This is a genomic window from Bacillus sp. LNXM65, assembly GCF_002998575.1.
Classification (GTDB): domain Bacteria; phylum Bacillota; class Bacilli; order Bacillales; family Bacillaceae; genus Bacillus.
Genome location: NZ_PVRB01000013.1, coordinates 13066 through 27212 on the forward strand (window position 1 = coordinate 13066; position 14147 = coordinate 27212).

Below are 14147 nucleotides of genomic sequence, written 5' to 3' on the forward strand. Positions count from 1 at the left end.
GAGTCTTTTTTAATATGATGCCCACCAAGGATTAATTTCTTGCCTATGGAATGATTTTTCCACCGGAATTAAATTCTTTGTCATATTTCCTCCACCATATTCTCTAGGAAGTTGATGGTGAATTTCAAATTTTACCCATGTTTTTCCGCCATACTTCTTTTCATACCAATTTCTATAAGTTGTGCGCTCTTTATTTCCCCATTTAACTCTTTTCTCTTTTGGAACTTTTTTTATAAAAGCGTTCGGAGGAGCTTGCAAATTCAAACCAGACTGTTTGTCAGTATAGTTTGGAAAAAACATACCCTTCTTGTTTGTTAGATATAGGCCTTCATCCCACTTTAATGTTTTTATTGAAGGTGGCTTACCAGCCCATGTTGCAATTCCCCACCCTGAATATTTCCAAAACTTAGTTTTATCTACTTTAATAAACTGATGGACTTCTGCGCCTTTTTTAATTTGCAGCCCCAAAAAAGTTTTTTTAATTACATGCGGACAGGTGAATTGTTTGTTGTAGTATCCACTTTGACACAATGTTTGTTGTACTTCTAGTGTAGCTGGAGGAGTACCTACCACTTTTGTTACTTCAACACCATGCAAGACCTTATTCACTTTTCCTCCAAGAAAAGTATAGGCGAGATACACAATGTTTGCTGCTTTTTTCTCTAATGAATTTTTCTGACTTTTAGAAGTAATTACACCGGAAGAAGTTTGTTTACCATCTTCATCATAGGTTATGTAACTCTCGTAAGAAGCTTCAACCTCTAATCCGTTTTCCTTTGCGATTTTCTGCAATTTAGTTGACCCGTCCGTACTAGAATCTTTTGCTTTTTGATTCTCTACTTTTTTACCATTAACAATAGAATTCTTGGTGGTTAAATCAATCCAATTAGAATCTTCATTGGTAGTGGCCAAAGACAAAGAAGGGGCGAACAGTAAAGAAAATAAAACGACTGATGAAACAAAAATAGTTAAACTTAATTTTCTAATCATGTAATCACTCCTATATTTTCCTTATATTCACAATAGTAATAGATTGTTAAATCTAAATCAAGATTTTTTCCAATTTTTCTAAAGTAAGGGTTCTTGCACTCATATAAAGAAGGTAATCAGTCTACTATCTATCATTTTTCTTCATAAAATACCTCTTTTCTCCAGAGCGACTGATTCAGTAGTATATAACTCTTTCAACATCACTCTGAATCTTCTGAGTGATGTTTTGTATCTTTATTCCTATTTAATGACAAACTTTGTGTTGGTAAAATTGACCTTGTCAATGAATAGGAGGGAGTGAACTCTGCTGGGGAAGATACTTGATGCAAAAGCACTAACAAGTGCCATGGATACAAGGGCGAAACACTATCAGGAACTCCGTGAACAAATGGTTGATTTAAAAAAGGCACTACAAGGCGTGGCAAATCTCGGTGACGATTTCACTGGGAAAGGTGCCGATAACATTAAAAGTTTTTATAAAGAACTAGCTGGAAATGTAGATATGTTTATTAGCTTCATCGATAAGCAGAAAGCCTTTCATGATGGTGTATCTGGTACGCTTGATGATACGAGCTTTGGCGGGGACACCTTTGTAGAAGAACACTTTTTAGACAATGCAGTACATATGGGCATGAAAAACGCCAAAAGTATTGTGAAGGATCAAAAAAATGCGCTTAAAACGATTTTTGAAGATATTGATGACCTCATTTCTCTGGAGGTATTCGATAGCCAAACCTTTGATGAAAAAATAGAAGATGCGGAAGATGAACGAAAAAAGACAGTAAAAGACTTAATAGAACTTGATCAAAATTTAAAAGATGAATATGCTTTGTCAGAGACTGAGGAGCAAGCTACAATGGCATTGTACGCAGAAATGATCAATGCCACGAATGACGGAAAATCCATTTCACCTATGAATTTTGACAAAAAAGCATTTCAAGATAGTGAAATCTACAAGGCGAAAAGCGATATTGAGAAGCAAACTGCTGAATATCTCAAAATCAAAAAAGAACAAGAAGAAGCCCGCGAGATCGCAAAGGAACAAGAAGCGCTCGCCAACCGTCCTTGGTATGAAAAAGCACTCGATTATGGCGGGAATATTGTCAATGAGCTGACCGGTGTAAACGATGCAAAACGCGCCGCAACGGGCGTCGATCCAATTACAGGTGAAGAGCTCACGGCAGGCCAACGAGTCACGGCAGGTGGCATGGCAGCAGCAGGTTATATCCCTATTGTCGGCTGGGCAGGTCGTATTTTTAAAGGCGGAAAAGCCGTCTATAAAACTACTCAAGCCACATCAGCAGCAGTCAGAGCAGTAGATATTTACAAGACATCGCAAAAATCTTTTGATGCCTTAAAGACATCCCAAAAAGGTTTATACGGCCTCACCGCGACCAACGGCTTCAGCGAAGCGATTACTGGTAGAGATATGTTTGGGAATAAGATCTCGAAAGAACAACAAGAGGCAAGTATGAATGCTGCGCTTGCAATGCTTTTACCGTTTGGGTCGAAAGGTTTTCAGGGGAAAATGGGGGTAAAGGGAGCTGGCAAGAGCACTGATATTCCTTCTGTTAGAAATAAAGAATTTAATAAGTGGTTTGATAAATTATCAGTCGATGAATTTGAGAAAGCGTGGAATGTTCCTGCTTTGAGAAGTAAAATTGAAGATAGGATCAGACAACCAGGAGGTTACCACGAGTGGCATCTTGTAGCAAGAACACCTCAATTTAAAAAGTGGAATGTGAGTATGGATCGCATAAAAGAATTGAGGACGCTAACTAAAGATGTTGAATTTGTTAATCCTCCTGGACGGCATGGAGGACGGGGCTCTACTAAAGCACATAATGAAATATTAAAAATTATTGATAATGCTCCTGATTATGAAAGTTTTGTTAGAGAGTTAAATGAATGGGCGGGTAAACGCATGAAAAATGGAGTTCAGGATTTACCGGAAGGGCTAAGGAGGTAATACAATGAAAAATGATGTTTCTTTGTGGTTGGGGAACTTTAATAATTTTGATGAGGTCGAAAATTACACAAAAGTTATGTATAACGATGATGGTGATAGCATTCCATCTGTTTTTGAGAAAGAATTTAAACTGGGTTACTATGATAGGAGTTTAATTGAAAAGGATTGGATTCCAGAAGCTATAGATGATATAAAAGAACTTCTGGTTGATTTCTCATATGATGATCAATTGATAAAACAATTTAATGATATCCAATTAAACTCTAAGTATAATACTATTATTTTAATTTATAATTATAATTATGAGAAAGACGGTTTGGCTGTTAATTCAGTAGATAAAGGTGAGTACACACTACAGTTTATTGGTACAGCAGAATACGTAGATTAATCAATATAAAGCACTTACTTGCTCAAATGGCAATGGGTGCTTTTTGACGTTCTTTCTCTAGGGGGAAAAGCTCATGATTGTATACAATGGACCAGTTGAAGAACCAATTGAAAACCCAGGAGAAGAATTTATTAAAAATATTTTCTTTGAAAAAGAAGCGGATTATTGGAAACAAGGAAGTGGAGATTCTTGTTTTGAGGTAGAAGGAGAAGATGAATGGCTTATTTTCTTTTATGATGAGCCATATGGATTCTTTATCATGAGACATCCAGATTATTTAGTTCCTTTGAATAAGGATGTTGAAGTAGAAACAATAGAGCATTTGGTTGGTGGAGAACCAATGAAAGTACCATCATGCAGTTATGTAAGTCGAGAAGAAGCATATAGAATTGTTCAATACTTTTTAAGTACAAAAACCATGCTAGATTTTGTTGAATGGGTTGATTTATATGACATCGATTTTGAACATGATTTTTAAAACTAGAGTGTCCATCTTTATGGGCACTTTTTTGTTTGCATTGCAGAGAAAGAGCCGACAAAAAGGGAGATAAAATGGGGACCTTTTTTCCTATGTGGATCATCGTATGATAGAGACAAGCAAAACGAACGTAAATATTTTGTCCAGAAGGAAGAACCTGCGGACGCTGATCATTGAGCACTTTAAGTGCCTTGATTGGTGTCCGTTTTTTTATTGGGAGACGCGTCTTTCCCTTATCAATGGCGTATCTGGATACGGAACAAAGGTGTTGAGGAATGTGGCCATACGAGAGGGACATTCTGAGCCTGGATAGCAGCTGGTCTGCGGCGGCCGTATCGAGGACAGTTTTTCATTTTATTTGATGATTGACTGTACTTGGCATCCTCTCGGAGTGTAGTCATCATTTCAAAATCTATTTAAGCGAATAGCGTAAGGTGGTGCTTATTCGGCAAGGAGCGAGTGAACATGAAGATCAGAGATTCTTTATCTGTAGAAACAACGAAGCAATTAAAGCGCATTGCTCCTGGTTCTAATCGAAAGAAGAAGAGCAATGCTGATCCGATAACAAAGCGAGATTGGGAAGAAATCATGGGAACGAGGCGCGAAACGTATCAACGACAAGGCGGCCGTATTCGGAGAAAAAGATAACCTAATGGGAACAGTCGTCTTTTGGGTGTATGGCTGCAGGTGCTTTGGTGAGGGATAGGAGCGCAAAAATATAAAAAGGGAGATGATGAGCATGGCATCATTAAAAGGTGTGTCAGCGAATCCGACAAAAGCGAATCATATTTTAGGAAAGGATAAGGTCGTTCGTGTTGCTGTCAAAAATGACAATGACTATATCGCAGGTCCGAACCTTATTCCGCAGCGCAAGGTTAATGGGAAGTGGGAGACGATTAAAACCAATTCTCCGAATCCACTCAACCCAGGCGAAAAGTTGTTTGATGAATTCAGTATCAAGGAGTCGCTTGGTAACAAGAAAGGTACTTACCGATTTAAAGTGGACGCTGAACGATATGATAAACATGGCAACCATGTTGAAACCGTTGGTACGTTCTACACAAACGAATTTTACATCAAGTAAGCAGATGATGCCGCCTCCTGGGCGGCATCATTTGTTTGATAGGAGGAAACAGCGATGAATATCAAAACAATTCCCGTACATAAAATCAACCCATCACCATATAACCCCCGAATTGATCTGCAGCCAGGAGATCCCGAGTATGATTCACTAAAACAATCTATAGAAAAGTTTGGATACGTTGATCCGCTCATCTGGAATGAACGGACTGGCCATCTCGTAGGAGGTCATCAACGTTTCAAAGTATTGATGGAGGAAAATCCAAGTGATATTCCTGTATCAGTTGTATCGCTTAATGAACAAGATGAAAAAGCACTGAATATTGCATTGAATAAGATAGACGGTGAATGGGATGAGTATAAACTTACTGAACTGCTGAAGGATTTACAGGGATCAGGATATGATCTAAGCTTAACGGGATTCAGTGACGCAGAATTAGAGGATGTTCTGAATGATTTGGAACACACGGGTCAAGGTGGAGCAGTATCTGAGAGTCATGAGATCGATCTTGATGAATATGGAGACGATCAATTTGAACATACATGTCCTAAGTGCGGATTCTCATTTAATGAGTAGGTGACAGCATGAACTACAGATGGAAATTGAGTGATCTTAAAAACATCCCTTCCAACGACTTGAAAGTGTTCAGCACATTCTCTTGTGGTGGCGGCTCATCAATGGGCTACAAATTAGCAGGGTTTGAATTGCTGGGAAACTGTGAGATCGATCCGCAAATGATGAAAATCTATAAAAAGAATCACAAGCCGAAATATCCTTATCTCATGGATATTCGAGAGTTTAACAAGATCCCACTCACCGATCTTCCTGAAGAACTCATGAATCTTGATGTATTCGATGGATCGCCACCATGCAGCGTATTTTCAACTGCCGGTAAAAGGGAAGAGGATTGGGGAAGAGAAAAGGCGTTCAGAGAGGGACAAGCTGTCCAAAAACTAGACGATCTGTTCTTTCATTACCTAGATGCTGTGGAACGTTTGAAGCCGAAAACCTTTGTGGCTGAGAACGTAAGTGGCATGATCAAAGGAAAAGCAAAAGGGTATGTGAAACTTGTCATAGAGCGTGCAAAAGAAATAGGGTATGACGTTCAGTTGTTCCTACTGAACGCTGCCACAATGGGAGTCCCGCAAAGAAGAGAGCGGGTCTTTTTTATTGGCCGTAGAAAGGTCCTGAATCTGCCACCGTTGAAATTGGCTTTCAATGAACCACCGGTCACATATGGAGAGTTTAGAAGTGGACATGGATCAAGGCTAAATGAATCAAGTAAAACATATAAAAGATGGATTAAGCGGCGTCCGTCCGATGGCAACATTGGAGACATCACTAAACGAACAGAAGGTAAAGAGCGGAATTTCAATACAGTATTAGTTAAAAACAGTTTAGTTCCACCAACACTGGCAAGCGGTTCTGTCTTCATTAGATACGATGAACCTTATTATATCTCTGAAAGGGATATTATTCTGATGCAATCTTTCCCACTGGATTATGACTTTATGGATGCTTCAGTGCAGTATGTCTGCGGCATGAGTGTGCCTCCAGTGATGATGAAGAGAATAGCGGAGCAGATACATTTGCAATGGTTTAAATAAAAAAAGAGGGTGCTGACAACACCCTCCCTTCAAAGACAGAAAGAAACTCCCTGCCTAAGAGCGTGATCAAGACGCGGCCGCGTTTGTGGGAAAATATCACGCTCTCATCCACTATTGTAATGGAGGTCAGGGAGAATGACAATAGAAAATACAAACACACGTTCCCTTTCTGACGAAGAAAAGAAAGAAATGCTCATGATCCTTCAAGCTGAACAGGCTGAAGGTATAGATAAATCAAAAGAGAATTATCGTAAAATCGCTCAAGCTGGCATCTCTCAATGGGTGAGGGATTTCAAAGCAGGAAACATCAAATTATCTACTGTGGAAGATCTGAAGAAGCTCATAGAACTGGATATTGAGCTTCAGAAACATGAATTTTAGTTATCTTTGTGGAGAAAAACCAAACTCGACGGTTATTCTATCACCTAGAACTGTGATTGATCTGGCAACACATCTGCCATTCTCAGTTCGTGCGTATATAAAGGTTACATTCTCACGGTTTTGACTATCGAGGAATGAGTTGTGAATAAATATTCTTGTAGGGTTCTGTATAATGCCACTTACGGTTGCTGTTACCCATTGACCTACGTACATTGATAAGTCCCTAAAATCGCTTTGTTGTGATGGTGAAGGAACATAGTAACTATAATCATATTGAGCTGGAACATACTGATACGGTTGATAATAATACACTTAAATCAATCTCCTTTTAGATGTGTTGCTGTTATTTATATGAAGGACAGTCTCCTAGTTGGAACGGGAATAAATACTCATTTTCAAAATCAAACTCAAACTTAATTCAACAGCTCGGAGGTGGGTGATATGTAATGGCTAGACCGAGAAATCCTAAAAGAGATCAGGCATTCCAATTGTGGAAGGAAAGCAGTGGAACCCGCTTACTGAAAGACATTGCTGAAGAGTTAGAGTGTTCTCAAACGCTTATCCGCAAATGGAAGAACCAAGACTCTTGGGATGAGAAATTGAATGGTAACGTTACTAAACCAAAAGGGAAATCCAATGGTAACGTTACTAAACGTCCTGGTGCTCCGAAAGGGAGTAAAAACGCCAGAGGTAATAAAGGAGGAAAAGCGCCGCCTGGTAACCAAAATGCTAAAGGTAATAGGGGTGGTGCAGCTCCTAAAGGGAACAAGAATTCATTCAAGACCGGTGAATATGAAACGATCATGTTTGAGTACATGGATGAAAAGGAACAGAAGCTTTTTACTCAAGTTGATACTGATCCTCTGTACCAAATTGATCTATCAATACGATTATTGAGCGTGCGTGAAACAAGAATGATGCGCTTGATTACTAAATATGAGAATGGATTGACTGATAAGCAGCGGACAGTCTTGCAGCAAATGCGGAAAATGAAAGATGTTGTTCAGGCTCCAGATAAAAATGGTCTGATTAAACCTGTTCCGATAACTAATGAACGTCTAGCAGTGGTCCAGATCGAGGAGACAGACTCACCGCTGCTAGAGAAGATATTGAGCATAGAAGACGCTCTGACACGTGTGACCGCACAACGTGATAAAGCCAATAGGCAGAAAGTCGACATAATGAAAACTATGTCTGAATATGAATTGAGGCTTCGTGGTCTCGATCTTGCAAACCGAACGAGAGAAGCAGAGCTTGAGAGGATCACCGCTCGACCTGTCGATGATTCGGTTCAAATAACTATAAAGAGAGCAAAGAAAAAAGGTGATGGCTGATGCAACTGATGGAGAAGGAAGTCAATCCACACTTTGAGGACTTTCTTTTTGACTGGGATCAGAAGTTTCAGTTCCTAGTGGGTGGTTACGGTTCATCTAAGAGCTATCACATTGCCTTGAAACTCATTTTAAAATTGCTTGATGAAAAGAGAACAGCCCTTGTGATTCGTGAAGTCTATGACACACACAGGGATTCAACCTTTTCGCTGTTTGAAGAGATCGTGAATGATCTTGGACTCGATCATGTGATCCAGTGTAGAACATCACCGCTCATGCTGAAATTCCATAACGGCAGCCGGATCATCTTCAAAGGGTTGGACAAGCCAGCCAAGCTGAAGTCGATCAACAACATCTCGATCATATGGATTGAAGAATGTTCAGAAGTGAAGTATGAGGGATTCAAGGAGCTGCTTGGTCGTTTGCGTCATCCGACATTACAGCTGCACATGATCTTATCAACGAACCCTGTCGGGCAGGATAATTGGACATACCGTCACTTCTTTAAGGACGATCAAAACAACCGCTTCATCCTAGATGATGAAAGGTTATACAAAGAACGAACGATCGTTATCAATGATGCGTACTATCATCATTCTACAGCTGAAGACAACTTGTTCCTTCCAGTCAGCTATATTAAGCAGCTGGATGAACTAAAAGAATATGATCCCGACCTTTATCGCATAGCCCGAAAAGGTCATTTTGGCGTTAACGGTATTCGTGTTCTTCCTCAATTTGAGGTACAGCCACATGAAGATGTGATGCTGGCCATCTCAAATATCAATCGTCCTTTGCTTAGAGCAGGCATGGACTTTGGTTTCGTTGATTCATATAACGCTGTAGTTAGGTTGGCTGTGGATCACGAGAAGAAATATCTATATATCTATTGGGAGTATTACGATCGCGGCAAAACTGATGACGTAACTGTCGAGGACTTGAAAGAGTTCGTCGAAACTAAAGAGCTGATCAAGGCTGATAATGAACAGAAGACAATCGCATATTTCCGCAAGATGGGATACAACATGGTGGCCGCTCATAAGTTTCAAGGATCACGCTTGCAATACACAAAGAAGATCAAGCGGTTCAAGAAAATCATATGTTCCGACTCGTGCAAAAACACGATCTATGAGCTTCAGCCGCTCACGTATAAGACAGACAAGAATGGCAATATCATAGAGGACGAGTTTAAGATTGATCCTCATACCTTTTCAGCCATCTGGTATGCGCTAGATGACTATGAGGTTACCGATTTGAAAGAGAAACCAAAAGGGCGGATACGCCCAAACAGAGAAAGGAGGTCACGCTGATGAATAAAGTGAAAGCGACTGTGATTAAATCAACTGTTTCTGAAACGACCAAACAAATTCATGATGATAGTTTTAACTATGAGGCTGATGGACTGATCAAGCCGCCATACAATATCAAAGAGCTCAAACAAATAGCGGAGTATTCTACCATTCTTCAGCAATGTATAGATGCGTATAAAACGAATATTCTAGGTTTCGGCTTGGGAATTGAATACGTATTTGACTTCAATGCCGAGAATGCGCCAGAACAAAAGAAAGACGCTGCTGAAAAAGAATGGACGAGGCTTGAGGAACTTGTACGATACATGAACTATGATGAATCATCCGAAGTGGTTCTAGGGTATGTGATAGAAGATCGTGAGCGGACAGGGAATGGTTTTCTTGAAGTGTTACGTAATGGCACAGGGCAACCAGCAGGGATCGAATATTTAGATGCTCAACACATGCGAATATGTAAGATAGGCGATCCTGTCGAGATCGACTTTAAATATACCGATCATGGTCAAGTCAAATCTCTCAAAAGAATGAAGAGGTTCAGAAAGTATGTGCAGCAGGTCAATACTAAAAAAGTATTCTTCAAGGAATACGGTGATCCAAGGACAATGAATGCTGCTACGGGAGAATACAGTGAAGAAACTCCTTCTGATCTTGTAGCAAGCGAAGTCATTCACTTCAAGATCGGAAGCGGTACATATGGTGTTCCTCGTTGGATTGGTAACATCGTCAATATGTATGGAGCGCGCAAAGCTGAAGAACTGAACTATCTGTATTTTAAACAAGGTCGCCATATGCCGGCTGCAATTACTGTAGAAAATGGGATGCTTTCAGAAGCGTCATATGAACAGTTGCAGGAATATATGAACGGCATCGAGGGCTCAGACAATGCACATAAATTCCTGTTACTCGAAGTGGAGGGGATTCCTAAGAAGGATGAAATATCCAACGATGAAGAGCCGGCTAATGTAAAGGTGGATATAAAATCACTGGCCGAGATTCTCCAGAAGGATGCGTTGTTCCTTGAATATGACGAGAAGACGAGAAATAAAATACGCTCTTCTTTCCGTCTGCCGCCGATATACACAGGAGAATCTCAGGACTATAACAAAGCGACAGCCGATACCGCTCGAAAGACGACAGAGGAACAGGTATTTCAGCCAGAAAGAATGATCATCACTGGCAAGCTCAATACACTCTTTCTTCCTGATCTTGATATTTGGCATGTGCGGTTCATATTGAATGGTCCAGACTTTCGTGATCCGCTCGAAATTGCAAAGGTTCTAACACCTTTTATTCAAGCAGGGGCAGTGTCTCCTAACGATCTGCGTGATCTGGCTGGCCGTATTCTTGGTAAGACACTTGAAGAATGGCCAGAGGAAGAATATCACCGACCAATTGAGACGAAGCCAAAGGCATCGACTAGCTTACTTGATACGGTTCTTCAAAAGTCTGCGGGTACTAATAATGAATTGGTATCGATCCTCAAAGACCTTAGGGATGAACTAGAGGAGATCCGCAAATGAGCAAGATCGATCAGCTGATAAAAAACATCAATACCTTTGTGCAAAAAGCGGAGGAAGATGAGGTCAAAGAACTTGAAGCAGCTGTAGCAGATTTCCCTGAACTGAAAGACATTCCCTCTTTGGTAGAAGAATACGAGAAAACCATCGCTAGATTGTTCAGATTGCAACGCAGGACGTTTTTGAAAGCACTGAAAGGTTTTACATCCAAGGATGATTCGGAGACGTTAGAATCAATTCTAGCGTTCTTTCAAAATGACTTGTTTGCAGCTGACGAATTTGCGGAGCTGTTTGGAAAAGAAACGGCCATATTTCTGACATTGACCGTCACGCAGCTGGCCGAGAAGATTATGCATTCCATCGATGCTGATATTCCATTCAAGGTGCTTTCTGAGAAAACTGAACAGTGGATTGAATCGTGGTCGCAGGAGTTGGCGCAGCTGATGAAGCTGAATACTCATACGGCCATTGAGCAAACGTTGAAGGAAGGAATAAAAGAAGGCCGCTCTATCCAGGAGATTGAACTGGAGCTGAAGGACCTTCCTGAATTCAGCCGGAAGCGCGCACGTGTGACAGCTGTAACTGAAGTGTTGACCGCTTCTTCCGTCGCTCAACATGAATCTTATGTTCAATCTCCAGCTGTGACGGGGAAGAAGTGGAAGCACAGTGGAGGGAAAAAGAATCAGTCGAGAGAAAGTCATGTGCAGTTGGACGGCACAACCATTCCTCTCGATGAAGAATTCGAGATACCAGGCAGCGGAGAGCGGTGCATGTTTCCGAGAGATACACAGCTGACGCCAAAAGAGCGAGTGAACTGTCATTGTGCGGTTGGTCCTGTGGTTGATCCAGTCATTCTAGGATTGTCAGCTGAGGAAAAAGAGACAATACGTCAAAAAACAATAGAAAATATAGGAAGGTATTGAAATGGGGCTTACGAGAAAAATATTTAATATACAGTAAAGGAGGTAAAAAAAGAATGTCCGTAAGTACCCTGATACAAAATATAATAAACGATACTATTCATGAAATAGATTTACTTAAAGTGCAAAATAAATATACTACTGAAACAGCAGAAAATGTGGTAAAAAGAGCGATTGAAAAAATAAATAATATCAACGAAAAAACTACATATCACGAACACCTTCGGATCAGAGTTAGAAATCCGTTTAGAGGACCAATTTCAATTCCGAACATACCAGTGCCAGATATTCTGCCGACTATACCGGATAGACTAAATGTTCCTTCGCCAGAAGAAATAGCAAGGCGTTTGGAAGAAGCATTGAAAAGAGCTACCAAGAATAAATTAACTGAGGGAGCGCAGGCTGCCATTAATAACCTCAAAAATAGTGTGCCAAATCCAGTAGAAATAGCTGGAAAAATGATTGCTGAAATAGAATCTTATAGTAATCAGTTAGAAACATTATTGGAACAATTGAACCCGGTGACGTTAATTAATAAGGCTCTCGATGATGCAGAGAAAATAATAGAAGCTTACCTTGATTCTAATTTGAATTTTGAAATGGTCAATTTAAAAGGGCTTTCTGACATTAACATTACTTTAGATGGAACGAAAGTTAGTGTGAATAGCGGTGTTTATTTGGTTTTTAAGGATGCTACTAACTTTGATCAATATTTAAGTAACTTCGTTTTTACAGTTGAATGTGATATAACTAACCCTTTGGATTATACAATAAGTCCCAACCCTCTTGCTTTAGGCGATAGTAATATCGATCTTCAGGAAAAGATAAAGGAAGATATTAATAATAAAGGAGAAGCACTAGCGTTCGAAGTGACTCGGAAAATTGCAGAATGTTATTGTCCACCTCTAGGTGTAATAAAATCATTTATGGATTTACTCAAATTATGACGTGGCCGAATTTAAATTCGGCCTTTTTTATTTTGAAAGGAGGTGAATGAATTGCCACGCGAATTGATAAATGCAAAGATCACACACGTTTCATACGTGGACAAGGCTGCTAATCAAAAGCAGTTCTTTTTTATGAAGTCAGAAAAACAGCCAGACTTTCAAAAAGAGATCAAGGTCATTGCGAAGGCTGATGATGCCCAGCGTCTTGTGTACGGTATTGTATATGAGCCTCATGTGGAAGATGCACATGGAGATTTCATGACACCAGAAGAAATTGAAAAAGCCGCTCATGGGTTCCTGAAGGATGCACGTGAGATCGACAAGCAACATGATTTCCAAGGCGGTGTCGGGGAAGTCGTTGAATCGTACATTGCTCCGTCTGACTTTGAAATGGGTGATGAGATGATCAAGAAAGGATCGTGGGTCCTTGTGACAAAGGCTTCCCAAGAGATTTGGGAACAGATTCAAAAAGGCGAGATCACCGGATATTCAATGGCCGGAACAGCAGACATAGGAAAACAAGAGCGTGAGCCAGCTTCTGAAGAGAAGGGGCTTTTTTCTTTGCTCAAAAACTTCTTTTTATCAAAAGGAGAAGTAAAGAACAGATACGACAAAGGCCGCATGCGTCGTGAGTTTTGGGCGGCACAAGATGCGCTGAATTCCGTTTTGTATAAATGGGATTCTTACGACGAAGAAGACTTAGAGACTGATCCTGAAAAGGTGAGGACAGCACTGCAAGATTTTGTTGAAATTACACAAGAGATTTTGCTTACTGATGACTTAGCAGGGATCCAAACTGACCCACCTGAAGAAGTCGCAAAAGCTGGCCGAAAGTTTTCAGCAGCTAATTTGAATGAACTAAAAAATGCAAGAGCCGCTATCGACAATCTGTTGAGTCAAGCGGAAGAGAAGGAGGAGAACGAAGAAGTGAAAAAAGAAGATCTGCAAAAGATGCTAGATGACACAATTGCACCGGTTGTAAAACGACTGGAAGACCTTGAAAAAGGAGAAGGCGAGCAGCAAACTGATCCGCAAGAAAATCAACCAGATGAAGCTGTTGCAAAAGAAATGGCCGCAGCTGTAGAAAAGGCATTGGCTCCAGTGGTCGATAGAGTCGAAGCGCTTGAAAAAGCACGTCCGCAAGGTAATGGAGTAGAGGATGCACAACAACAAGACTTACAAAAATCTGTATTTGATGGCTTGCTTTAAGCCGAGACAAAGGAGGAACTAG

At 40.3% G+C, this 14147-nt stretch carries 15 protein-coding genes; 14 read left to right on the forward strand and 1 reads right to left on the reverse strand.

The window, feature by feature from the left end; translation table 11 throughout:
- Positions 1-9: 9 nt before the first annotated feature.
- The gene (locus C6Y03_RS18590; protein WP_223260781.1) at positions 10-990 is read right to left on the reverse strand and encodes a hypothetical protein; all 981 of its coding nucleotides are present in this window, start codon (positions 988-990) and stop codon (positions 10-12) included.
- A 346-nt stretch (positions 991-1336) separates the two neighbouring features.
- Between C6Y03_RS18590 and C6Y03_RS18595 the strand changes: the two genes are divergently transcribed.
- The 14 genes from C6Y03_RS18595 (at position 1337) to C6Y03_RS18665 (ending at position 14125) form a co-directional block, all read left to right on the forward strand.
- Positions 1337-2959, forward strand: a complete 1623-nt coding sequence (locus C6Y03_RS18595; protein ID WP_411266093.1) for a ribonuclease YeeF family protein — start codon at positions 1337-1339, stop codon at positions 2957-2959.
- 4 nt (positions 2960-2963) lie between these two features.
- A complete protein-coding gene (locus C6Y03_RS18600; RefSeq protein WP_106039759.1) occupies positions 2964-3347 on the forward strand; it encodes an immunity 22 family protein in 384 nt (127 codons plus the stop codon).
- 73 nt (positions 3348-3420) lie between these two features.
- On the forward strand, positions 3421-3825 hold the full coding sequence (locus tag C6Y03_RS18605) for a hypothetical protein (protein WP_106039760.1): 405 nt from the start codon (positions 3421-3423) through the stop codon (positions 3823-3825).
- Between the two features lie 465 nt (positions 3826-4290).
- Complete coding sequence (locus C6Y03_RS18610; RefSeq protein WP_106039761.1) at positions 4291-4473, forward strand: hypothetical protein; 183 nt, start codon at positions 4291-4293, stop codon at positions 4471-4473.
- 91 nt (positions 4474-4564) lie between these two features.
- On the forward strand, positions 4565-4909 hold the full coding sequence (locus tag C6Y03_RS18615) for a structural protein (RefSeq protein WP_099726276.1): 345 nt from the start codon (positions 4565-4567) through the stop codon (positions 4907-4909).
- A 54-nt stretch (positions 4910-4963) separates the two neighbouring features.
- Positions 4964-5482: a ParB N-terminal domain-containing protein gene (locus C6Y03_RS18620; RefSeq protein ID WP_106039762.1), complete on the forward strand. Its 519-nt coding sequence runs from the start codon at positions 4964-4966 to the stop codon at positions 5480-5482.
- Positions 5483-5490: 8 nt separating this feature from the next.
- Positions 5491-6513: a DNA cytosine methyltransferase gene (locus C6Y03_RS18625; RefSeq protein WP_106039763.1), complete on the forward strand. Its 1023-nt coding sequence runs from the start codon at positions 5491-5493 to the stop codon at positions 6511-6513.
- Between the two features lie 135 nt (positions 6514-6648).
- A complete protein-coding gene (locus C6Y03_RS18630; RefSeq protein WP_106039764.1) occupies positions 6649-6894 on the forward strand; it encodes a hypothetical protein in 246 nt (81 codons plus the stop codon).
- 446 nt (positions 6895-7340) lie between these two features.
- Positions 7341-8228, forward strand: coding sequence for a phage terminase small subunit (terS, locus tag C6Y03_RS18640; protein ID WP_106039765.1), 888 nt, complete (start codon positions 7341-7343; stop codon positions 8226-8228).
- 8 nt (positions 8229-8236) lie between these two features.
- On the forward strand, positions 8237-9532 hold the full coding sequence (locus C6Y03_RS18645; RefSeq protein WP_106039796.1) for a PBSX family phage terminase large subunit: 1296 nt from the start codon (positions 8237-8239) through the stop codon (positions 9530-9532).
- Positions 9532-11052, forward strand: coding sequence for a phage portal protein (locus C6Y03_RS18650; protein ID WP_106039766.1), 1521 nt, complete (start codon positions 9532-9534; stop codon positions 11050-11052). The genes C6Y03_RS18645 and C6Y03_RS18650 overlap by 1 nt, the downstream gene beginning before the upstream one ends.
- Positions 11049-11972 (forward strand): phage minor head protein, encoded by a 924-nt coding sequence (locus C6Y03_RS18655; RefSeq protein ID WP_106039767.1) that lies wholly within the window; start codon positions 11049-11051, stop codon positions 11970-11972. The genes C6Y03_RS18650 and C6Y03_RS18655 overlap by 4 nt, the downstream gene beginning before the upstream one ends.
- A gap of 53 nt (positions 11973-12025) precedes the next feature.
- Positions 12026-12916 (forward strand): hypothetical protein, encoded by an 891-nt coding sequence (locus C6Y03_RS18660; RefSeq protein ID WP_106039768.1) that lies wholly within the window; start codon positions 12026-12028, stop codon positions 12914-12916.
- Positions 12917-12967: 51 nt separating this feature from the next.
- Positions 12968-14125: an XkdF-like putative serine protease domain-containing protein gene (locus tag C6Y03_RS18665; RefSeq protein ID WP_106039769.1), complete on the forward strand. Its 1158-nt coding sequence runs from the start codon at positions 12968-12970 to the stop codon at positions 14123-14125.
- Positions 14126-14147 lie beyond the last annotated feature (22 nt).

What these genes read in the sequence shown, in the direction of transcription:
- C6Y03_RS18590 (WP_223260781.1), bottom strand. Translation starts at nt 990, where the DNA reads ATGATTAGAAAATTAAGTTTAACTATTTTTGTTTCATCAGTCGTTTTA.
- C6Y03_RS18595 (WP_411266093.1), top strand. Translation starts at nt 1,337, where the DNA reads ATGGATACAAGGGCGAAACACTATCAGGAACTCCGTGAACAAATGGTT.
- C6Y03_RS18600 (WP_106039759.1), top strand. Translation starts at nt 2,964, where the DNA reads ATGAAAAATGATGTTTCTTTGTGGTTGGGGAACTTTAATAATTTTGAT.
- C6Y03_RS18605 (WP_106039760.1), top strand. Translation starts at nt 3,421, where the DNA reads ATGATTGTATACAATGGACCAGTTGAAGAACCAATTGAAAACCCAGGA.
- C6Y03_RS18610 (WP_106039761.1), top strand. Translation starts at nt 4,291, where the DNA reads ATGAAGATCAGAGATTCTTTATCTGTAGAAACAACGAAGCAATTAAAG.
- C6Y03_RS18615 (WP_099726276.1), top strand. Translation starts at nt 4,565, where the DNA reads ATGGCATCATTAAAAGGTGTGTCAGCGAATCCGACAAAAGCGAATCAT.
- C6Y03_RS18620 (WP_106039762.1), top strand. Translation starts at nt 4,964, where the DNA reads ATGAATATCAAAACAATTCCCGTACATAAAATCAACCCATCACCATAT.
- C6Y03_RS18625 (WP_106039763.1), top strand. Translation starts at nt 5,491, where the DNA reads ATGAACTACAGATGGAAATTGAGTGATCTTAAAAACATCCCTTCCAAC.
- C6Y03_RS18630 (WP_106039764.1), top strand. Translation starts at nt 6,649, where the DNA reads ATGACAATAGAAAATACAAACACACGTTCCCTTTCTGACGAAGAAAAG.
- terS (WP_106039765.1), top strand. Translation starts at nt 7,341, where the DNA reads ATGGCTAGACCGAGAAATCCTAAAAGAGATCAGGCATTCCAATTGTGG.
- C6Y03_RS18645 (WP_106039796.1), top strand. Translation starts at nt 8,237, where the DNA reads ATGGAGAAGGAAGTCAATCCACACTTTGAGGACTTTCTTTTTGACTGG.
- C6Y03_RS18650 (WP_106039766.1), top strand. Translation starts at nt 9,532, where the DNA reads ATGAATAAAGTGAAAGCGACTGTGATTAAATCAACTGTTTCTGAAACG.
- C6Y03_RS18655 (WP_106039767.1), top strand. Translation starts at nt 11,049, where the DNA reads ATGAGCAAGATCGATCAGCTGATAAAAAACATCAATACCTTTGTGCAA.
- C6Y03_RS18660 (WP_106039768.1), top strand. Translation starts at nt 12,026, where the DNA reads ATGTCCGTAAGTACCCTGATACAAAATATAATAAACGATACTATTCAT.